This is a genomic window from Enterococcus sp. DIV1206 (genome assembly GCF_051712485.1).
Taxonomy (GTDB): Bacteria; Bacillota; Bacilli; order Lactobacillales; family Enterococcaceae; genus Enterococcus; species Enterococcus faecalis.
This window is the reverse complement of the sequence record NZ_JBIOOZ010000002.1, coordinates 12679-34108: the sequence shown is the minus strand read 5'-3', so window position 1 is coordinate 34108 and position 21430 is coordinate 12679. Positions and strand designations below refer to the sequence as shown.

Genomic DNA, 21430 nt, shown 5'->3' with positions numbered 1-21430 from the left:
ATAAGTCGGGATGCAGGCTTTCTGCTGTAGTCATAGCTACAAAGGAAATTAGCAGTGTTCCGATAGACCGTTTCCATAAGTCTATTATCCAGGAACAAAATTCAATAGCCAAGGTTTAAAAGTTATTTAATAAGGAATAGCCCTAAGGGGTGACTGAAACGATGGAAGTCGTTTCAAAATATATATTACGAGAAGGAATTAAATCATGAAAATTTTGAAGGTATTAGCTATCGGAGTAACAGTGGGTGGAATTGCGTTAGCAATGAATAGTGAAAAAGCTGAAGCAGCAGAATGGACACCACGTACAGCAGAACAGATTAAAGCTGAAATTAAAGGAAATGAATATACTATTGTTTGGGGAGATACACTAAGTGCTATTAGCCAAGCGACAAATATTACAGTGCAAAAATTAGCAGACATGAACAAAATTGCAAATGTAGATTTAATTTATGCAGGAAACAAATTGAGTTTTGATGGCAATGTAGCAAGTGTGCAAAACAGCGCAGGTGAAACAGTGGCTCAAACAGTGATTCAAGATAAAGACAAAGTAAATCCAAGTCAGCCAGTAGGCCAACCTACACAAGAAGCAACAATGAATAATGTAGTAACAGATAACACACAAACTGGAAATGTTGAAGCAGCACCAAGTACACCAGAACAAACGCCAGTTCAACCAGATAATGGCAGCCAAGGCGAACAGACAACGCCTTCTACACCAGAAAATAATGGCGGAACGACAACTCCATCACAACCTAATCAACCAGATAATGGAGGTAATGGTGGAGCAACTACGCCAGAACAACCAAATCAACCTGGTGGAGGGAATACGGAAAATCCTTCTACACCAAGTGACGAATATGATCCAAGTACTCCAATAGGAAGTTTAGGTCTTTTTTCAACGCAAGCTGAAGCTGAAGCTTATGGTTTAGAACAAGCACGTGAATTAGAAATTACAACAGGAAAGCCATATAGAGTACAAACTTGGGAAGTTCGCTATATTGATGGAAGAGTTGCTGGATTTACGGGAGCTTTGGTACCTTTTGAATAAAAAAATATATAATAAAATTAAGAAGCAACAATTGATATTTTTATCAATTGTTGCTTCTTTTTTTGGAGTGAATTTTATGGAACTTTTGAGAGCACCGCCTATATTTAATGCAAGCAATAATTATTTTAGGAGGGAATTTAATGGATAAAAAATTTAAATTGTTCAAAAGTAAAATGTTAACTATTTTAGCAATGCTGACTATTTTAGGAGCAAACGTTATACCTTCAGCAACGGCAGTTGCAGAAAGTATAAATACAATAGAGTCGGTATCTACAGTAGAGAATAAAGATACTGAAACAACTACTACGGAAGAATCCACAACTTCTTCTAGTAAAATTAATGAAGTAACAGATAGTACTCAAAATTCTCAAAACGAGTTAAATAAAACGATTGGGAACAGTATGAATAGTAATGATAGTCCAACTGAAACAGAAAGCAGTTCGTCTCAAGCTTCTAGTGAACAACAAGTACAACACTCAACAGAAGAAGGTAAGAAAATAACACAAGAACGAACAGGTGAAGAATTAGCTAAACGACCAAATCCAACAGATGTACAGGGCTTAACGGATGCTGAAATCGTTTCTTTAGCACAATATCTTTACGGAGACTATGCAAGAAAAGATTCTTCTTTTGGTGTGTCAGTAAAAAATGATGAAGGAAAAGTAATTGAAATTCCTTTTGAAAGAGCTACACGAAAAACACGAGCTGTGGGAACTGAAGGTAATCCTGTTTATGCAAGATATGATGTAAGTAAAGGTGCATGGTCTGCTTGGGGAGAGTTTTATCAACCGTTATACATTGATGGAAAGCTTGCTTATTGTGTACAACCAGGAGTTGTTTTTGTCCCAGGAGCTGGTTTTACTCAACAAAATGAATTTACAGGTATTTCAGAAATAGAAAGAATACAGATCAATGATATAATGAATTTCGGAGCGAAAAAAGGTGATAGTAGTGAGTACATTTTCGCAACTAATATGTATATGTGGGAAAAACTTGGTTGGTCTGTAAGTACAACCCTTTCTAACTATGAGGGATATAAAAATACAATTAAACAAAATATGAAAAATTTTCAAGTAAGACCATCCTTTCATAATAAGGAATATACTATTAAGCAAGGTGAGACACTTAAAATTTCAGATACAAATGGTGTATTAGGAAATTTTGATGTTGTTAATAATTCTGGTTTAACAATTAGAAAGAATGGAAACACATTAGAAGTAACTGCTACTGCTAATTCAAAAACAGGACGTGTAGATTTTAATAGAAAATCATATTATTCTGGTAACCAATATTTTTGGGTTAAACCAGGTTCTCAAGCTGTAACAACGGGGGGAGCTACAGACCCAACAATTGCGTTTTTACGGTTTAATGTCCTTAAAAAAGGTAATGTAAAAATCAAAAAAGTGGACGCAGACACAGGAAAAGCAATTTCTGGTGCGAAATTCAAACTTTCTTATAGTGGCCGAAATGTGGAAGTGGTAACTAACGCTAATGGTGAAGCTGACCTGAAAGACATTCCTCACGGAACAAAAGTAATCCTTGAAGAAATTCAAGCAGCGAACGGTTATGTGCTTAACAAAACACCACAAACAGTTACAATTGAAGCAAATAAAACAATTACAGCTACTTTCAAAAACAAAAAGCAAGTGGGACGCTTAGATCTTATCAAAGAAGATAAGGAAACAGGAAATCAAGCGCAAGGATCTGCTAAGTTGGAAGGAGCTGTGTATGGTTTATTTGAAACAAATGGTCAAAAAGTAAAAGAAGTGACGTTGAAAAAAGCTGGAGACAAGGTCACAGGTTCTTTTGAAAATATCCAAATTATGCATGACTATTATGTTCAAGAAATCAAAGCGCCAGAAGGATATACGTTAGATAAAACAAAATATCCAGTAAATATTGCGTATGCAGGCCAAGATAAAACTGTCGCAGTAAAAACAATGACGCTAAAAGACCAAGTCATCAAAGGTGGCGTGGAAATTGTTAAAATTGGTGACAAACCACTTGTCAAAAAAGTCCTTGATACAATCACAGGAAAAGCAGACAATATCAAGCCTCAATTAGAAGGGGCAGAATTCACTATCACGTCAAAAACAACTGGAAAAGTTGTAAAAGTGATGACAACGGATAAAAATGGTAAAGCAAGTACAGGTAAAACATTGCCTTACGATTCTTATGTCATGGAAGAAACTAAAACGCCAGAAGGATATTTAGCGATTGATCCAATTGAATTTACTATTTCAGAAGAAGACCAAAAATTCTTCTGGGTATTGGAAGATAAAATCATTGAAGCTCGTCTACATTTAGTCAAAGTGGACGCAGAAACAGGAAAAAATATTCCGCTACGCGATACCACGTTCAAAATTTGGGACCGCTGGGCAAATGACGGTAAAGGTGACTATGTTTCTATGCGTGTACCAAACTCATTAGAAATTAGTGACGAATTCAAAACCAATGAAAAAGGGGAATTGGTGACAAGCGATAGCTTACCATTCGGTAAAGATCGTTATGAAATTCGTGAGTTACGTGCGCCGGAAGGCTACTTAATTGCGACTGAACCAGTTGTTTTCTCTGTTACTGAAGCCGATGCAGGCGGTGTAATTACGATTAAATTCGAGAATATGCCACAAAAAGGCCAAGTAAAAATCCATAAGACAGGTGAAAAAGGCATTTCTACTGTTGAAAAAGAATGTGAGTACGGAAAATATGCGGAAATTCAATATGACCAAGTGGATTTAGCAGGTGTGAAATTCAAAATCCGTGCAAGAGAAGATATTACAACACCAGACGGAACAGTTCGTTTGGCCAAAGGTGAATATGTTCAAAAAGACGGCAAAGATTTTGAGTTAGTAACAAATGATTTAGGAATGACTGAATCTGAGCCAAACTTGTATCTAGGTAAATACGAAGCAGTAGAAATCGAAGCACCAAATGGTTTTGTGATGTTAAAAGACCCAATTCCTTTTGAAATCAAATACGAAGGACAACTGGTTGAATTAGCTTCTACAACCGTTAAAGTTGAAAATCAATTGCAAGAAATCAACGTATACGGCTACAAGAAACAAGAAGTTGTAACTGGTTGGGAAGACGGCAAACCAGTGATTGAGCTAGAAAATGCGAAGAATGGCCAAGTCTTTGGCTTATTCGTTGGTGAAGGTGGTATTCAAATTGGTTTTGATATTTTACCTCACGACACAGCATTAGCTTTTGCGAAAGTCAAAGACGGTAAATTAGCTTTTGAAGGCTTAACATTACCAAACGTAGAAAGTAATTTCTACTTGAAGGAAATTGATGCAGGAAATGACCACGTGTTAGACGAAACCAAATATGGATTTAAGTATGTGCCTTCTACAAATGAAAAAGAGCATACGATTCATGTCTTTGCGGACGGATACGCTGAAAACAAAGAAATCTTGACGAAAATGGCTCGAAAAGAAATTGAAAACAAATTGGCGTATACAGACGTAGAGCTAATCAAAACGGACAACTTAGGAAACAAACCACTTGAAGGGGTTGAGTTCCAATTGATCCGTGTAGACGGTAAAAAAGAAACGGTGGTAAATACGTACAAAACAGATAAAGACGGAAAAATCACTGTGAAGAAATTACCAACAGGGAACTACAAATTCAAAGAAACAAAACCATTGAGCTGGTACTATCCAAATACCGACGATTTGAGCTTTGAAGTAACGCCAGAAACAAATGGCCAATTCATTTCACTTAAAGCAGTCAATAAACGTAAACCAATGGAAATTACTACACTTTTAGCGACTGTAGACGGTAAGAAAGAAGCGAATCCAACGATTGACAATACGTTACGTGATGAAGTGAGAATCAAAGGCTCTGAGGCAGGACATACGTACACTATCGTTACTCCATACGTAGATCCAGAAACGAAAAAAGTCATTACCACTGTTGAATCAACGTATACAGCAAAAGCAGAGAATGAAACGATCCATGTGGACATTCCAATTGCGAAAAATACGATGAAAGACGGTCAAAAAGGGGTAGCTACTCACTATATTTATTACGACAAAGAAAAAACAAAACTTGTTGGTAAAGAAGATAACTTGGCCAATAAAGACCAAACAGTTACTTTCAAAACACCAAAAGCATTACCAAAAACAGGAGAAACAGCAAATGTTGCATATGTAGCATTAGGGCTGTTTCTTTTTGTATGCGCAAGTTTTGTTTTGGCTTGTCGTAAAGCCAAAGAATAATGAAGTGAACTAGAGATAGTCAAAAAGGACTATCTCTAGTTTTTCCATATGTTTTTTGTGAAAGAAAGGAAGGCAATGTATGTTTACAAATTACAAAAAATTTTGGCAAAATAGTTTCAATTATACAGGAAGAGTAACCAGAAAAGAGTATTGGCTTGTTGCGTTAATGAATGCTCTCATTGGTGTTGGATACGGCATATTGATTGGATTTGCATGCGCACTAAATGATTCTGGAACAATAATTGTTAGCTTGATTTGCGGATTAGTGGCTTATTGTCTCCTAGTTTTCATTCCGTCTATTTCTATTAGTGTACGACGGTTACGAGATGCAGGACTTCATTGGGCTTTCATTTTTTTTATTTTTGTTCCATATATTGGATCAATTATTGGATCAATTGTGTTAACAGTATTGTATTGTTTACCAACGAAAAAAGAATAATGAATGGAATTAGAGATAGTCAAAAAAGGCTATCTCTAGTTTTGTTATGGTATTTGAAGTGAAATTGGGAGGAATGATAAATGTTAGCTTTTTCGGTTATTCAAGAGAGCATGTTATTGATAATAGATGCTTTGTTAAAGATAGTAAGTCCTTTGAGTTTTTGGCTGTTACTACTATTGGTTTTATATGGGTTAGGCTATGTTTTTTTTGTCTGGTATTTACAAATGAAAAAAAGAAATTTTTTAATAATATTAGGCCTTTTTCTTATTACTATATGTACACCTAACTATTTTTATATTCAGCAAGAGCACGAGTGGAAAGATACGATTCACCAGAGTTTAGAAGAAAAACATTATTTGTTACCAGAAAAAGTAAATGGGAAGTTTGAACCAATTATAAAGATTCAAGATAGGCTAAAAAAAGAAGGACCTTCTTTTACTGTTACTTTTAATATAGAAAACAGGATGAAAAGGGCAATATTTCCAAAATTTTATTTAACAGGAAAGCTTCGAGGAAAAGAAGTAAAAAATATTCAAGTTGTTAATGAGGTCTATCTAAATAAACAAAAACAATTTAAAAAACTTGCAGACAATGCTATTGACTTGTATAAAGTAGACTTTTCGAATTCAGGAGAAATAAGCGGAATTACAACTGATAATCAAGAAGTACGTGTTAATCAAGATGGAACAGAGTTGTTTGTAAATGATAAGAAAATAGAAGGAGACATACACAAATAAGGAGAAGGAGATCAATGCTTTCTAAATTTTTGAACAATTTTAACAAGAAAAAACAAAGTAGAAATAAACAAAGAAATATCCATAAAAATTGGTTTTTAGACGCTAATATCTTGACTGATAATTCCACAAAGCCTGTTAGCCAATCAAAGAAAATGAGAAAAAGTGACTGTTTTATGCAAGCACCTGATCCCAATTTTTTTACTCTACCTGAATCAAGAAATCCCAAATTTGGAAAATGGAATAGGTAATAAAGAGTATCTTATGTAGAAAATTTGTAAAAATAATTAAAAGTATGGTTAGGAGAAAAGGTTGTTTATTTTTATGGTGAGGAGGAATTTATATGGTTTCGACAATATTATCTAAATATGAATTTGCTATTGTTAATTTGTTTCCACTAGTGTTCTTGTGTTTGTTTTTTCTTTTGTTACTTACATGTGCCACTTTTTATTCTAAAATATCAAAAATCAAAAGAAATTGTCTTTTAGCAGGAGTAAGTTTTTTTCTTATTGGTACATGTATAACGGGTTATATTTATAACAAAAAAGAGAACGAGTGGAAAGATACTATTCAACATAATTTGGAAGAAAAACATTATCAATTGCTAGGAATGGAAGGCGAGAAATTTAAACCAATTATACATTTTTGTTCTAATCCTGTTATAAATTTTTATGAATCATTGAAAAAAGAAGGTCCATCTTTTTTTGTTAAATTTAAAACAGAGGATAGGAGAATAAATTCAAAAATTTATTTAACAGGAGAGATTCGAGGAAATAAAGTAACAAATATTCAAATTGTTAATAACAAAAATGTAAAGGAGAAACTTTTACAATGAGTAGCATTCTTTTTGCTTGTGGCTTACTTGTTGGTCTTTTCTTAGGCGTATGCTTAAGTTATCTAGCTTTACACGTTGAGTAACATAGTTTTTTTGACAGTGAAGTTCACTGTTTTTACTTATAATGATTGAGAAAATTTTAGGAGGAACTTTATGGGAAGTATTTTTAAAGCGGAAGGAAAAGCTTTGGCAGTGAGAGAAACAGATGTAAAACTTTATTATGATGAAAATAATTATCTTATTCGGATTTCACTTTTACCGAATAAAGTGTTGGAATTTCAGAAGAACGGCTTGTTGAAGCCAGATCAGTTAAGGGCATACACCCAGATACTTTTGATTCATTCTGGTAAGTGTTTGCCGATACCGATTGTACAAGGAAGTCATGGTGTTTGGAAAGATTTGTTTGGATTTGACGTGCCAAAATCATCCAAAATAAAGAAACGAAAATTAAACAAGTGGCACCTAAAAGCAAAAAATTAAAAAAATTTTTACAGTGTATTAAAAAAGCTTTCACAAACAGATGTATATACTTCTGTTTGGTAAGAAAAAAATGAAATAAATGGAGGAAAAAGCATGAAGAAAACAAGTAAATTATTGTCTGCATTGTTAGTTGTTAGTCAAGTATTTGGCTATACACCAGCAGTTTTTGCAAATGAAGAACCTACGTCGCCAACGCTTTCTTCAGAATCTGCGACGGTTCAAGAAGGAAGTACTGGAGAACAAACAGAAGACACCGTTGATTCTACTCCAGAAACAACGCCAGAAGTACCACCAACAGATTCTTCCACGGAGGAACAACCGACTACGCCTGAACAGCCAGTAGAACCAGAAACGCCTACAGTGCCAGATTCAAGCAAACCAGAAACGACACCCGTAGAACCAGAACAAAAACCAGAAGAAAATCAGCCTGTAGAAGAGTCCAAACCAACGGATTCTTCAACGACACAAACACCACAAAAGCCTACAGAAACGCCGACAAATCAACCGAGTGTGTCCAATCAATCTGGTGTTTCTGCTAATACAGAAACAAGCACCACAAATCAAGAAACAGCAGCACCTGTTGTAGACGAAGTCAAAGAATACCACCAAGCCCCATCAGCGCCTATTCAAGAGTTAGTGCCAGAAAGTACGCTTTCTTCAGATGGAACAATTCACTTTGAAAAAAATGAAAGTGTGGAACAATTTATTCAAAAAATTGGAGAAGCAGCTAGAAAAGTGGGCCAAGAAAATGATTTGTATGCTTCCGTTATGATTGCGCAAGCGATTTTAGAATCTGCTAGTGGTCAAAGTTTACTATCAAAAGCACCAAATTATAATTTATTTGGCATCAAAGGGACACATAACGGAAAAGGGGTCTCTTTTGCGACACAAGAGGATTTAGGCAATGGAACGCTTTATACTACCCAAGCAACCTTTAGACAATATCAGAGCTACGAAGAGAGCCTGAAAGACTATGCGAAACTCTTAAAAGAAGGGTTGGCAGGGAATGCTTCTTTTTATGAAGGCGTCTGGAAAAGTAAAGCGAAAACCTATCAAGAAGCTACTCAGTATTTGACAGGACGTTATGCGACAGATAGTCAGTACAATCAGAAATTAAATGGCTTAATTGAAACCTACGACTTAACCATGTATGATCATCCGAAAGCGACAGTAGAAATGACAGAATCTGATTTTCCAGCGTATAATGGGGAAAACTATGATACGGCAAACAGCTATGCGTGGGGAAATTGTACGCAATATGTCTATAATCGAATCACGCAATTAGGCAGACACATTGATTTAACTATGGGAAATGGAAAAGACTGGGGTGTGACAGGCCAAGCCCGAGGTTATGAAGTGAGTCGCACACCACAAGCTGGAACAGCTGTTTCCTTTCCTGCAGGCGTGTTGAGTGCAGACCCAGTTTATGGTCATGTCGCATTTGTAGAAAAAGTGAATCAAGATGGTTCAATTTACATTTCAGAAATGAATGTACAAGGCTTAAACGTCGTATCTACTCGTACAATTCCAGCAACTCAAACAAGTATGTTGAGTTATATCATGCCCAAATAAAGAAACATAGAAAAGCAGACAATGTGTCTGCTTTTCTTTTGTTTCTACGAGAAAGGATTTTGAAAAAAATGAAAAATGATGCTAAAAAAATGTTCAATGAGTTAAAAAAAGAAATGATAGAAATCAAAAATAAATGTAAAGCAACCCTAACAAGTTCTGCGTTTTATCGCGTACAATTGATGAATCTTATTTATTTTATTAGATACCGTGCGATGATAGTTTGTCTATTGTACTTTTTGAATTTTATTCTACTTTGTTATGAATTAGACAAAAGTCTTGGATTATCTAAACAACAGCTGTTTACTGCTGTAGTCACCACGTTAAGTAGTTTTTTACTTATTTGGTTTTTTGGCCATTTTGTAGGTTTGTTATGGGACATATCTAACTCAGATTATAAAAGAGAGAGATTCTGTCATTTAGTAAAATTTTTTATTAGCTATAGTTGTGTATTGAGAGTTTATTCCGCTTGGCAAAAACAAATTCCGAATATCCAAACATTTGATGATATTCCAAGGGAATTTGATGTTACCTTCCTTTCCAATTTAGTAACGTTTCTTTTAAGTAGCCTTGCAATTTATCTTTTTTGGAAAAGAGCAAGGAACTATTTAGCTGTTATTACAGATTACAGAGAAAAAAGAGACGCTGCTTCTATTCCTAAACGTATTCAAGATCAAGTTATTTTATTTGATTACGCTGGGCAGATTTTTGTTCCAGTTGGTTTTAAAATCGTTGAACATGAGAGCGAAATACAACCTGCCTATATAGAAGGTCAATCTTCTCATATTCATATAGGAAAATATCTAAAAGAAACATTTGTTATTGTGAAATTGAAGTGGTCAATTATCGAACCGAAAAGTTTATCGGTGCAAGAATGTGTGCTTGAAACTGATTCATCAGTCACTTTAGAAGAAGCTAGTGAATGAGAATAAAAAGAAACAGTTGTAAAGTGGAAAGCTAATAGTTTCTAAAACAAGAAGTTTTTGAGTAAAGAAAATAAAAAAGAGAAGCAATCATGACTGATTGCTTCAAGTGCGGTTTAGAAATTTTATTTTAGTTACTTGATTGAGGTAAGTACCTTTTTTATATCATATCTTTTGTTGGAATTCAATAAAAAATACCAGTCCGAGAGACTGGCAATCGTAAATTCGATGCGTTGAATTTACTAAGGATTACAATATATGTTTGAGTTTACTTGCTTAACTATTTTATATCAAAACTTAGTAAAAATTTCAATAAAAAATTCACTGCCTCAATAAATATAGTTGAGACAGTGAAAAATGTGATGGTAGTTAATACAAAGTTAATTATTATTATATAAAAAAAAGAGGAACAGTCAATATAAAAAAAAACCAGCCAATCGACCACTGATTGACAGGGTATTTTTTATAAATAATTAGACTATTAAACCAGAAAGAAACGCCCGCTAGTTTCCGCTAACGGGCGTTCGAGTGTGACAAAGAATCGCCATTCTTTCTTCATTTATACCATAAGTTTGTTTGTTATTTCAAGCAAAAAAAGAAAAATGTCCAGTACCGCAAATACTGGACTTTAAAGGAGTTTGTTTAGTGACAACACCATAAAGACTGGTGATATTTATAACTATTTTATAACATAAAGCGATTTCTTAGGCAAGTAGTTTTTACTTGCTTTTTTTGTTGCTTTGAAAGGGGGTGAGGTGAAAATGAACGAAAAAGAACTAGCTATAAAAAAATGGTTGCTACATTTGTTAGATCAAGTTTATCTTGATGCAGACGCGTACAAAAACTTTTTTATACGTATTTTACCAAAAGAGCGAAAGCGTGTAACAGGCACTTATCATTCAGTTGAACGAGTGATTGAGGTAAGTAACTTGTTACGGCCTCCAGAAGTAATTGCTTTAAGTGTCATAAAGCTTTTAGCTCAACACATTGTTGTGGTCAATCAAGAATTATTTGACACAGAAGAATCAGAAGTAAGTATCTGCAAAGAATTACTAACAGAATTAATCAATCAAGGAAAAATTAGTAAGAAAGAACTAGAAACGATGGTTGATACAGGAATGTTAGATGACGAAATGGCGGTGTATGGAGAAATTTCTACATGGTCAGAAAAAGAGACAGAAGACTTACTTTGTGTGGTGGTTAGAAATAGTTTTTCTCTTAAAGGAGCATTACGAAAACGAGGGTATAAATGGTTGTCAGCTAGAAAAGCATGGATTAAAACTTATTCTTCGTTAGAAACTGCTGAAGAGGAAAAAAGCAGCTTGTGGACATTAAGTAGTGAAATAGACATTGGGCTTGAAACACCGATACAATGTTTATTTCATTTTGATTATTTTCTTGCCATTAAACAACCAGAAGTCAATGGTGACCAAATGGAAGTGCTTGGCTATGTCTATGAAAATTACGGCATTACCAAAAAATTTGTTAAGCGCGTTCCTACTTGTTTATTTTCAAATGAACGAGAACGTTTGGCAAAATTAGAAATTCCATTTGAATTAGTCGTACCGAAAGAACGTCAAGTCGTGTATTAAACACATATAAAAAAATAGGAGGCAAGTATATGGCAGTAAAAATTGATGGAGTCATAAAAAAACGTGCGCAATCGTTAATGGCTCTAAATGGCCAATCTTATGAAGAATGGCTAAATGAACAACATCAGAAATATTTGAATGAACAAGCTGATGTGATTGATCAATTATTGAAAAAAGAATTGGAACGAAAAAAGCGTGAGAATCAGCAAAAACCACATCAAATGTATGGAGGGAATTCTAATGGTGAATAAAGTAAAAGAAAAGTGGACACGTTGGACGAGTGTGTTACAAATGATTTTAGCTTTAGGTTGGATTGAAGTAAATACGATGATGCCTGTTTTTGCGGACGTAGAATCAACATTAAAAGGAGTAGAAACGGGTTTAGGTTCTAATTTTAGAAAATTTGCCAATCCAGCCTTAGGTATTGCAGTTTTAATTTACGGTGGTTGTCGTTTTTTAGGATTAGAACTTTCACAATGGGCCAAAAGATTTGCCTTTGGTGCCTTTCTAGGTGCAGCCATTATTATTAATTTCAGCTGGATTAAAGATACTATCTGGGGCTGGCTAGGAGGGTAAAAGAAATGGCAGTAGAAGTAGAAATTTTAACATCAAATGTTGAAATTCTAGCAAAGCAGCCGCCCTTGGAACTATTGCCTTTTAGTGATTTTTTAGAAATTACCCAGTATATGGAAAAAGGAGAAACTGTGACGTTTCAATTATTGGAAGTAGCTGGAGAGCCGTTTTACAAAGGGACATTTACAAAAATGTCTGAGGAATATGCGTTTGAAGAAGATATTCGTAAAAAGTTGAATCAAGTGATAAAACAAAAGAAAATGTCTGCAGAACAAGCAGAATCATTATTGGAAAAACTTTCTTTTACAACGGTTCATGAGACACCACCGCTTTCTGTGAAACAGAAATTTTTAGAAAAAAAGAAAGAGAAGTCTGAAAAAGTAATGATTCAGAAAGAGAAACCAGAAAGACGTGTTCCACGTCTTTCTAAGGTTTCTCTTCCTTCTTTTTTTGTCTCATGGAAAAAAATAGGCATTGGGTTGCTTATTTTTAGCTGTATAGGATTAAGTGCCTTCTTTTTCTTGAAAAATGATACGAGTGTAGCAAAGAAAGATACTAGTTATGAACAATTATTTCAGGAAGGAAACTATCAACAACTTTTAGAAAAGTATCCTGAAAAAGAACAAACGTTGATTGAGCAGTTGTATCAAGAAGGAAATGAGAAGGGGCTGGAAGAAGTAGCGAAACAAGCCACTGATAATTTGGTTCAATTTTATCTTTCTTTTTATCGAAAAGACTGGGAAAAAGTGACAACTCTTAAAGAGTTACCACAAGAAAAAGACGTTTTGTCAATGAAAGGTTATGCTTTTTTAAAACAAGGCAAGCTAGAAGAAGCTAAATTAATCAATGAAGCAATCAAAAATGAAACGCTCACCCAACAAATTGAAGCATATGAATTAACTCAGGCATATAAGGCTTTGCGTGAAGGAAATGTTTCAACCGCTGAAAAAATCAATAAAGAAATAGCAAATAAACAGCTATCAGACGATATTTCAGTAGTAAAAAGCATATTAAATTTAATGAAAAAATATGCAGAAGATAAAGAAAATAAAAAGTTATCAGAAGCTGAGCGAAATGAAGCGCAACAAAATTATGATGACTGGAAAAAGAATTTACAACAAATAGGGGAAGAGTCAACCTTTGAGTAAAAATGACAGGTATCCTCTATACATATTGTGGAATTCTTTTGAAGCTATTTTCTTTTGTAATAAGAAGAATGTAGAACCCAAAATTCCTTTTTGCTAAAATTGGAGGTGAAAAAAAGTGAAAGGAAGTAGTGTGATGGATTGGGTACAACTGGGTGGAATTTTGTCGGTTATTGCTACTATCGTAGCAACTTTGATAGTAATGGTACGAGATAATAAAAATTTAACAAGGGACCATAAAGACTTATCTAAAGATCATGTAGATTTAAAGCATGGGCAAAAAAGTTTAAGTAAAAAGCTTTCTGTTCATGAAAAAAATAGAGTTTCAGACGTCCATAAGTTAGATAAGACCGTATCAGAAATAATGAAAGAGACAACAAGGGTTTCAACATTTTTATTTAATGAAAAACAAAAAGAGCAACATAAGTTAAGTTTGTTGAGCTATAGTCAACAAGATATTCAAGATTCGTTGGAACATATTCAAGGGATTTTTGAAGTAGTCAAAGAAACGAATCGTTTGAATGCTAAACTTGCTTCTGAACGGGAAGAATTGATACGTAAAAACCAAGAATTGACTGAGAAGAATCAACAGTTGCAACAAAAGAACCATGAGTTAACTAAAAAATTAGATAAAGTAATGAATAAAGGACGTTCTAGAGGCTTAGAACGTTAAAGAATATAAAATACTACGTAAAACGATAATCATTAAATGATTGTCGTTTTTTTATTGGAGGAAAAACTATGTCAAAAGAAGTAAATGTAAACAATGAGAAAAAAATGAAGTATGGAATTGTTAGTGTATGTGCAGTCGCTTTGTTAGGCTGTGGTGCAGCATTTGCTATGTTAAACAATGAACCTGAGCCAGTGCATAAAGCAAATGGCTCAGAAACAATCCAAGAACGCAAAGAAAAACCGTCTGCAGACACGAAAAAAGCGCCTTGGGAAAAACAAGTGGAAAAAAGTCAGAAGAAAGAAGCTTCTAAAAAATCAACCAAAACAGACGATCCACTGGCATTAGTTAAGGATGAAGCTCCGTTGGTAGTAGCTAATCCATTAAAAGCAAAAGTTGAATTACTGAATCAGTTAGAAAAAGCGATTTCTGTACAAAATGAGAAAGAAGCAACCAGGAAAAAAGAACAAGAAGTCGTTCCTTTAGTATTCTCTAAAGAGGAGAAACCAGCTGTTTCTTTAACAGAAAAACCGACTAATAAACCGAATGTAGAAAAGCCTGAAGGCTCCGAAGAATTGGAACAACCAGTATTACCAGAAAAACCAATTTTACCAAATGAACCTGTATTGCCAGATAATCAACCGTCTATACCAACACCGCCTGACCAAAATATTCCAAGTGAACCAGAGCAACCAGTATTACCAGAAGAGCCAACAGGACCTTCTTTAGATGAGTTGGTTTCTTCCGCAAAAGATAAGTTACAAACAGCAAATACGCAAGCTCAAGCAATTAATCAACAGTTACAACAAGTACAAGACAAATTAAACCAATTGAATCAAGTAACAGAAAAAACACAAGCAAATGTAAATGAAGCAACAGAACATTTAGCTGAAGTAAATCGATTAGTAGCAGAATACAATGAATTATCGGCTCAAATTAAACAGTTGTTAAATGAAAATAACGAAATTCCGCCTATTAATCTAACAATCTATCAAGAAACTTATACGAAGTTACAAGCAAAAGTAACTGAAATTCAAGAAGCACAGAAAAAAGCAACACATGCAACAGAAGCTGCACAAACAGTTGTTTCAGAAGCACAAGAAGTAAATCAATCATTAGATACAATGAAACAACAATATGAAGAAACGCATAAACCACAAGCGGAAACAGCTGTTTCTACGATTCAAACAACTGTAAATGAAGTGAAAGAAACACCTGAAGTAGCAGAACAGGTACAACCAGAATTATCTCAAGCACAAGAAACAGCGAATACGGTAGGAACAACAATAGAAAAAGTGGAAGCTGGGTTTGAAGAAGCTAATCAAGCAACAACAGAAGAAAAATTAACGCAAGCCCAAGACTCTGTCAATCAGCTAGTAGAAGAAACAAGCAATCAAAATCAGAAGGTAGAAGAAGTGTTAGCAGACTTTAATCAATTGCCAACCCCTCCAGAAGAGACACCTGAAATACCAGAACAAGAGACACCAGAAGCAGCACCTACCACGAGTGAAGCAAACACACCTGAGCAACCTGTAAGTGCAGATTCTACTATGGCATAAGAGATTGTTTCATTTTTTGAGCAGAGAAAGGCTTATTTTCTCTGCTTTTTTTACTATGAATAGACTTTTTCTGGTAAGAAATATGACGTTTTAGATAGCAAAATTATGATAGAATAGGAGAAAACAAAATGATATTTGTTAAGATAGGAGTAGTTTTGCTAATGCTAAGTGTAGGTGTAGAAGTTGTTAAAAGCATTTTGAAAAATAACTATGGTTCCCAATTTCTTATGCAGTTGGGGGGAATTATTCTTATAATTCTGGGAATTGCTTCAATAGACTTAGTATATTCTTCTTTTTTTACTCAAGGTTGGTTATTTTTTCCTTCGATGATTAATACTTTATTAAAGGGATCAGGAATTTCTCTTGTTTATTCAGATAAACTAAATGTGGTGTTAAACATGATTGGTACAAGTATTATGCTTATCATATTATATATAATTGCACGAAACAAGGGAATCACTACGGACAAAAAACGGATTAAACTTGTTGAGGTGGATAAAAAAGTACCAATTTATGTTGACAAAAAAACGTTTAATTACTCTTTTTTTTGGATTGGATTAACCACGCTTCTTTTATATTTTAGTTACTATTCTTACGTTTTTGATTTAGGACGTACGGATAAACGGACACTAATTCCTCTGATGATTGTTTGTGGAATAGTTGAATTTTTATTAACTGTAACACAATACTTTTTTTTTAAAGAGCTAAATCAAATCAGTTTTATGATTCTCTTGTTTAAAGATAAAGAAAAATATAGAGATATAGTGACAAAAATTGACAAGCTCCTTAATAATTCTACTGTATATGTACAGGGGAAAGAGATTGATAACCTATTAAAAACATGTGTTGATATGAATGTATTTGATGTAATAGGAACAGAAAAAATAAGAGATATTAAGTTGAATGATACTGTTCAGATAAAACTGACAGAATTAGCTAAGAAGCTTTTTTCAAATCAAGAGGAGCTTTTATCAAAAGGAGTCGTTATATGTGAAGAAGGAGTTGATTTATATAGTTTAGAAGAATAAAGAACAAGTACTTTAAGAAGTTTTGCTTATTTGATAAAAATGGATAAAAACAAACACTGATAGAACGGTGTTTGTTTTTTTATTTTATTATAGGAGGTTCCTATGAGAAAAAAAGAAAGAGGAAAATATAAAAAAAGGAATTATGAAAAAGCCACACAAAATCATTTACGATTTCTTGCAGATCGTCGCTTTTTAATTCCTAGTATGACTATTTTCTTTATGGTGGAAATGATTCTTGGAAATTGGTTAATACAAATGGTGGGAAGTATTACCCAACAATCACTGTTTGATTTTCAAGGGGTATCATTAAGACAAGCAGTTTTTTACTATCCGATAGGACAATATCCTCAATGGTATCTTCTATTGTTTCTTTTTTCTTTAGTTGGGGTAGCTGTATCAACGCTTCGATTGTATAGCTCGTTTCGACCATTGGAAGAAGAACACGTTCAAGGAACGATGGATTTTGAGACAGTCGAAGGAATGAATAAGCAATATGAGCTTGTTCCTGTCCATATGTTTACAGACAAAGAAGATTATTTTGATGGGAAACCAGGCTATCCAGTCGGAAGAAAACCACAAACACCTAGTGAAAAAGCCCAAGGGCTTTTTTATTATTATGTTGATACTACAGATTCGAATAGCATTACTTTGGCAGGAACACGCCAAGGGAAAGGTATTTATTTTGTAGATCCATTTATTGATATATTGACACGAGCCCGATTGATTAGCAATCGGGCTTCTTTTGTTATGACAGCTACTAAAGGAGACGAGCCAAGGGTATGGTATGAAACCTTAAAAAAACGCGGCTATCGCATACGAGTGGTTAATACAATGAATCAATATTATTCTGACCCAATACCTGTTTTGGGTGTGTTTAATAACTATTATCGACACTATAAACGATTAAAAGCAGAAAGTACTCAGTTGAAACAAGCTGGCAATAAAAGCGAAGCGTTAAATTTAAATATTCAAGCGGAAAAACAATTGGCCAATGCAGAAAAAATCATTACGCAAGCAGCATTCTCTTATTTTAAAGAAGTGAATGAAGGAAAAGACGGTGGTTTCTGGACTAAGGCTTGTCGTAGTTTATTTATTAGTATCGGTATAGCTTTAGCAGATCAGGAATATGAAAAAGAGGAAAAGAGTAAAGTCAATCCATACACTATTTATACGGTTGCTAATGAAATGCAAAAACGCAGAATCAAAGAAAAATCCCATAATTTCTTACGAAAATACACAGACGATGAGAGTGAATTAAAACGTTTGTTGGCAGAGTATGAAGGGAAATGTGAATTAGACGTTTTCTTTGGTGAATTGCCTCGCACACACCCAGCTACACGACATTATGACGCAATTTTTGCTTCAGCACCAGCTCATGTGACGTTGGGAAATATTATAACGCATTTTAATGGAGACTTAGAGCCGTTCTTAATGACGTTAAATGCCAAAATGACAGCGATTGATGATGGCTTTGATATGGAACTGATTGGTTTTGATAGAGAACAACCAACAGCGGTATTTGTTGTGTTAAGTGATGCAGATACGTCTAACAATGCGTTAGGAGTCATGTATATCGATCAAATTTATCAAGTATTGATTAATCGATGTAATTTAGAGGACGATTCCTGTTGCTATCGAGATGTGCATTTCATTTATGAAGAAGGAGGAAACTTAGGCGTTCCAATCTCAAATCTAGCAAGAAAATGGACAGCTGGACTAAGTAGACGTTTATTTTCTCATTTAGTGTTACAAGATGTGCAACAACTTGCTTCTTTATATGATGAGGATACGAAAGACATCATTTTGGGCAATACAGGGAATTTGGCGTATATTCGTACAGCCTCAGATAAAACGAATAAATATATTTCTGGTCGTTTAGGTGAACGGTCGAACTATTCAAAAACACGACATAAAGATCCGCTGTCTATAAAAGCAACCGAGACAGAAAGCGCAGAAAAAATTGATTTGTTAACTTCGTATGAGTTAGAACGTGTACGTGAAGGGGAATCGATTATTTTGCGTATTAATAAACACCGAGATTTAGAAGGAAACCCTATTTATCAGTATCCGATTTTTAATACGTATGAAAATGATACCAACTTAATCCCTTTTTATAAGTATCGGAAAATGAAAAAAGTTTCATGGGAAGAGATTCCTGTAAATAATCAGTTTATGGAACTAGAGCTGGAAGAGTTGAATTGGTTGTTAGAACCTAAAGAAATAAAACAGACAAGTGCTCCAGAACAGCTTTCACTTCCATTGCTTTCAGAGTATCAAAAGCCAAAACGTAGAAAACAACAAGAAAATAAAGTGCTGTCACTGAAAGAGATTGAACCAGAAGTGCAAGAAAAGCATTTCTTTGAAACAAGCAAATATCAAACGCAGGTTGCGTTGCTAGAAAAATTATATGGTGACCAGCTTGAACAATCAGTAAAAACTACTTTTTCAGAAGAACAACAAAAACGTTTGACCTCGTTGATTCATATTGCAGGTGAAAGGAACAACAAAGCGTTTGCGGAACTTAAAACTATTTCAGATACAGGAAATTTACGGTCGTACTTTAGTTGTATACTCTCTAATTTTGAAGAAAAGGCCGTGAATGTTTTTGTGCAACAATTGAAAGAATGGAGGGGAACGTATGAGTACTAAAGAAATTTTTACAGCATTAGATACGTTTTCGGATTATCTTTCGCTTGCGTCTATGATAAAAGATATTGGGCGTTCCATCTTGTATTTTATTGTGTCAATTCTATTATGGATTGTAGACAACTTAACGAATGTATTAAAAGAAATGTTAAAATTTTTGGGGTTTTACAATGCTGATTCTTTAAAAGGAGAAGGTGGCTTAGTTCAAACGCTTATTAGTTTTAAATCATTTGGGGTAGCTCTTGCTATTTTAATGATTGGGCTAGTTTTACTTTTAGGAAAATCACAACAAACAAGAGATATTCCGATGAATGTCTTGATGTTGTTGCTAATGTCGTTGATGTTGCCTTCTATTATGCGTGATGGGATAAAAATTGTAACGGCCACAGAAACAAGTTTATCTGCGACGCAAGGGGATGTTGGCTTTGCGACAGTAAAAGACAACATAATAGACACGTATATTTTGGCAGAAAAAGGGTGGAAGACCACAGAACCTGACCCTAAAAATCGACTGACGGATTTAGATTGGTTTGATATCAATGAACGAATATCTGATCCAGATGAAATGGAAAATGGGGAAGTATTTAATTATGAACTAAAAAACAAGAAAAATGGAGAAGGAAAAGAAGCGGTCGAATTGGACGACGGTGGAGGAGGAATAAAAGGATGGTTACTGAAAAAATTCTTTACCTCGGCTTATTATCGATGGCGAGCAGATTGGTTGCCAATGATTGTTACATTGGGTGTTCTTGCGTTTTCTTTAATTATTTCACTGCTTCGTGTAGGACGGTTAGGAATTGAGCTTGCTTTTAACAATATTTGGGCTCAATTAACTGTCTTTTTTAGTTTTCGTGATATGAAACGTGCAAAAATGGCGTTTATGGAAATCATCAGTGGGTTTGTCATGTTGCTGTCGATTTTTACGATGTATTATGTGTTTATCTACTACAATAGCTTCGTGTTTTCAAAAGATGTGTCTATGTTGGCTAAATTGTTTGCTGTAGCTGGTGGTGCTTGGTTTGTGTATGACGGACCAGCGATTGTTCAAAAAACATTAGGTATTGATGCAGGACTATCTACTGCAGGTTCTTTTGTTATGGGTATGGGTGCTAAAAGTGCAGCTGATAAAGTTGGTGATGTGGCTAAAACAGCCGCAGGTGCTACGGTTGCAGGAGTTGTTGGCGCTGCAGGTTTTGCTGATGGTTTGATGAGAGGTAAGAAAAATAATGAGGACGCAAATCTTAACAAAACGGACAATGAAAAGAACACAGATGAAACAAATGATGATCTACCACCAGAGGATGAACCAGAAGATTCTAATTTAGAGAAAGAATCAAAAGATACAGAAACAAAAAATGCTTCTGAAAATGAAGGAGAAGATTCTGAAACAGGAGAACCTGATATGGAAGAGTCTGCAGATACAGAAAAATCATCAAATGAACATGAAAATATGGATGACTGGAATCAAGAAGATATGGAAGAGAAAAATTCAGAGGGCAATGATGCTTCCTCTTCTCCTGACGAATTTGATGAAACTGGAGAAGCAGATAAGACAGCAAACGAACAAGATTCTTCTGATTTTTCAGAAGAGACTGGTGAAAAGAATACTACTTCCGACCATGAATCTACAGAATCAGCAAGTAAAAATTCTAGCGATACAAGTGAATCAACAGCCCCTGATGAAAAAGAGAGGAGAAACTCAGACTGCTCTTCTGCTTCAGAAAGAGAAGAAAACACAGCTAATTCTTTAGAAAAAGTAGAAAATCCGTTTAAGAAAAAAGCGAAAGAAATGATTCATACCAATAAGTATCAAAAAAATATGAAAAATCCTATTGGGAATCAAGTAGATCGTTATCAACGGAACAAAGAATTTGGTCAAGAAGTAAATGAGTGGTTAAGTCAAAGAAAAGCATTAAAAGAACAAGCACGTAATGAGCAACGTTCAAAAAATAATGACTAGGCAGGTAAG

General features: G+C 34.5%; 17 protein-coding genes. All 17 read left to right on the top strand.

The features are described from left to right. Positions 1-205: 205 nt before the first annotated feature. The 17 genes from IGK86_RS14435 (at position 206) to IGK86_RS14355 (ending at position 21421) form a co-directional block, all read left to right on the top strand. Positions 206-1048: a LysM peptidoglycan-binding domain-containing protein gene (locus tag IGK86_RS14435; RefSeq protein ID WP_438742674.1), complete on the top strand. Its 843-nt coding sequence runs from the start codon at positions 206-208 to the stop codon at positions 1046-1048. 140 nt (positions 1049-1188) lie between these two features. Then, the gene (locus IGK86_RS14430; RefSeq protein WP_438742672.1) at positions 1189-5268 is read left to right on the top strand and encodes a SpaA isopeptide-forming pilin-related protein; all 4080 of its coding nucleotides are present in this window, start codon (positions 1189-1191) and stop codon (positions 5266-5268) included. A 79-nt stretch (positions 5269-5347) separates the two neighbouring features. Continuing rightward, a complete protein-coding gene (locus IGK86_RS14425) occupies positions 5348-5707 on the top strand; it encodes a DUF805 domain-containing protein (RefSeq protein ID WP_438742670.1) in 360 nt (119 codons plus the stop codon). 80 nt (positions 5708-5787) lie between these two features. Next, complete coding sequence (locus IGK86_RS14420) at positions 5788-6444, top strand: hypothetical protein (protein ID WP_438742668.1); 657 nt, start codon at positions 5788-5790, stop codon at positions 6442-6444. 340 nt (positions 6445-6784) lie between these two features. Continuing rightward, positions 6785-7276 (top strand): hypothetical protein, encoded by a 492-nt coding sequence (locus IGK86_RS14415; protein ID WP_438742666.1) that lies wholly within the window; start codon positions 6785-6787, stop codon positions 7274-7276. Positions 7277-7429: 153 nt separating this feature from the next. Further along, a complete protein-coding gene (locus IGK86_RS14410; RefSeq protein WP_016633158.1) occupies positions 7430-7756 on the top strand; it encodes a hypothetical protein in 327 nt (108 codons plus the stop codon). 93 nt (positions 7757-7849) lie between these two features. After that, positions 7850-9328 carry a glucosaminidase domain-containing protein gene (locus tag IGK86_RS14405; protein ID WP_438742664.1) on the top strand — a complete coding sequence of 493 codons (1479 nt, stop codon included), beginning with the start codon at positions 7850-7852 and terminating at the stop codon, positions 9326-9328. 68 nt (positions 9329-9396) lie between these two features. After that, positions 9397-10251 (top strand): hypothetical protein, encoded by an 855-nt coding sequence (locus IGK86_RS14400; protein WP_438742718.1) that lies wholly within the window; start codon positions 9397-9399, stop codon positions 10249-10251. 758 nt (positions 10252-11009) lie between these two features. Beyond that, the gene (locus tag IGK86_RS14395) at positions 11010-11840 is read left to right on the top strand and encodes a hypothetical protein (protein ID WP_130760278.1); all 831 of its coding nucleotides are present in this window, start codon (positions 11010-11012) and stop codon (positions 11838-11840) included. Between the two features lie 29 nt (positions 11841-11869). Further along, entirely contained in the window at positions 11870-12091 is a 222-nt protein-coding gene (locus IGK86_RS14390; protein WP_014862349.1) for a hypothetical protein, read from the top strand. Then, positions 12081-12416: a hypothetical protein gene (locus tag IGK86_RS14385; RefSeq protein ID WP_438742661.1), complete on the top strand. Its 336-nt coding sequence runs from the start codon at positions 12081-12083 to the stop codon at positions 12414-12416. Before IGK86_RS14390 ends, IGK86_RS14385 begins: the two co-directional genes overlap by 11 nt. Before the next feature lie 5 nt (positions 12417-12421). Beyond that, positions 12422-13561, top strand: coding sequence for a hypothetical protein (locus tag IGK86_RS14380; RefSeq protein ID WP_438742659.1), 1140 nt, complete (start codon positions 12422-12424; stop codon positions 13559-13561). A gap of 115 nt (positions 13562-13676) precedes the next feature. After that, positions 13677-14231 carry a hypothetical protein gene (locus tag IGK86_RS14375; protein WP_438742657.1) on the top strand — a complete coding sequence of 185 codons (555 nt, stop codon included), beginning with the start codon at positions 13677-13679 and terminating at the stop codon, positions 14229-14231. Positions 14232-14299: 68 nt separating this feature from the next. After that, positions 14300-15787, top strand: a complete 1488-nt coding sequence (locus IGK86_RS14370; RefSeq protein WP_438742655.1) for a hypothetical protein — start codon at positions 14300-14302, stop codon at positions 15785-15787. A gap of 128 nt (positions 15788-15915) precedes the next feature. Beyond that, positions 15916-16815 carry a hypothetical protein gene (locus IGK86_RS14365; protein WP_438742653.1) on the top strand — a complete coding sequence of 300 codons (900 nt, stop codon included), beginning with the start codon at positions 15916-15918 and terminating at the stop codon, positions 16813-16815. Between the two features lie 102 nt (positions 16816-16917). Further along, complete coding sequence (locus IGK86_RS14360) at positions 16918-19464, top strand: type IV secretory system conjugative DNA transfer family protein (protein ID WP_263716741.1); 2547 nt, start codon at positions 16918-16920, stop codon at positions 19462-19464. Further along, positions 19454-21421, top strand: coding sequence for a pLS20_p028 family conjugation system transmembrane protein (locus tag IGK86_RS14355; RefSeq protein ID WP_438742650.1), 1968 nt, complete (start codon positions 19454-19456; stop codon positions 21419-21421). The genes IGK86_RS14360 and IGK86_RS14355 overlap by 11 nt, the downstream gene beginning before the upstream one ends. The last annotated feature ends 9 nt before the right edge of the window (positions 21422-21430 follow it).

Coding starts and splice junctions, on each gene's coding strand:
- IGK86_RS14435 (WP_438742674.1), top strand. CDS start 206: ATGAAAATTTTGAAGGTATTAGCTATCGGAGTAACAGTGGGTGGAATT.
- IGK86_RS14430 (WP_438742672.1), top strand. CDS start 1,189: ATGGATAAAAAATTTAAATTGTTCAAAAGTAAAATGTTAACTATTTTA.
- IGK86_RS14425 (WP_438742670.1), top strand. CDS start 5,348: ATGTTTACAAATTACAAAAAATTTTGGCAAAATAGTTTCAATTATACA.
- IGK86_RS14420 (WP_438742668.1), top strand. CDS start 5,788: ATGTTAGCTTTTTCGGTTATTCAAGAGAGCATGTTATTGATAATAGAT.
- IGK86_RS14415 (WP_438742666.1), top strand. CDS start 6,785: ATGGTTTCGACAATATTATCTAAATATGAATTTGCTATTGTTAATTTG.
- IGK86_RS14410 (WP_016633158.1), top strand. CDS start 7,430: ATGGGAAGTATTTTTAAAGCGGAAGGAAAAGCTTTGGCAGTGAGAGAA.
- IGK86_RS14405 (WP_438742664.1), top strand. CDS start 7,850: ATGAAGAAAACAAGTAAATTATTGTCTGCATTGTTAGTTGTTAGTCAA.
- IGK86_RS14400 (WP_438742718.1), top strand. CDS start 9,397: ATGAAAAATGATGCTAAAAAAATGTTCAATGAGTTAAAAAAAGAAATG.
- IGK86_RS14395 (WP_130760278.1), top strand. CDS start 11,010: ATGAACGAAAAAGAACTAGCTATAAAAAAATGGTTGCTACATTTGTTA.
- IGK86_RS14390 (WP_014862349.1), top strand. CDS start 11,870: ATGGCAGTAAAAATTGATGGAGTCATAAAAAAACGTGCGCAATCGTTA.
- IGK86_RS14385 (WP_438742661.1), top strand. CDS start 12,081: ATGGTGAATAAAGTAAAAGAAAAGTGGACACGTTGGACGAGTGTGTTA.
- IGK86_RS14380 (WP_438742659.1), top strand. CDS start 12,422: ATGGCAGTAGAAGTAGAAATTTTAACATCAAATGTTGAAATTCTAGCA.
- IGK86_RS14370 (WP_438742655.1), top strand. CDS start 14,300: ATGTCAAAAGAAGTAAATGTAAACAATGAGAAAAAAATGAAGTATGGA.
- IGK86_RS14365 (WP_438742653.1), top strand. CDS start 15,916: ATGATATTTGTTAAGATAGGAGTAGTTTTGCTAATGCTAAGTGTAGGT.
- IGK86_RS14360 (WP_263716741.1), top strand. CDS start 16,918: ATGAGAAAAAAAGAAAGAGGAAAATATAAAAAAAGGAATTATGAAAAA.
- IGK86_RS14355 (WP_438742650.1), top strand. CDS start 19,454: ATGAGTACTAAAGAAATTTTTACAGCATTAGATACGTTTTCGGATTAT.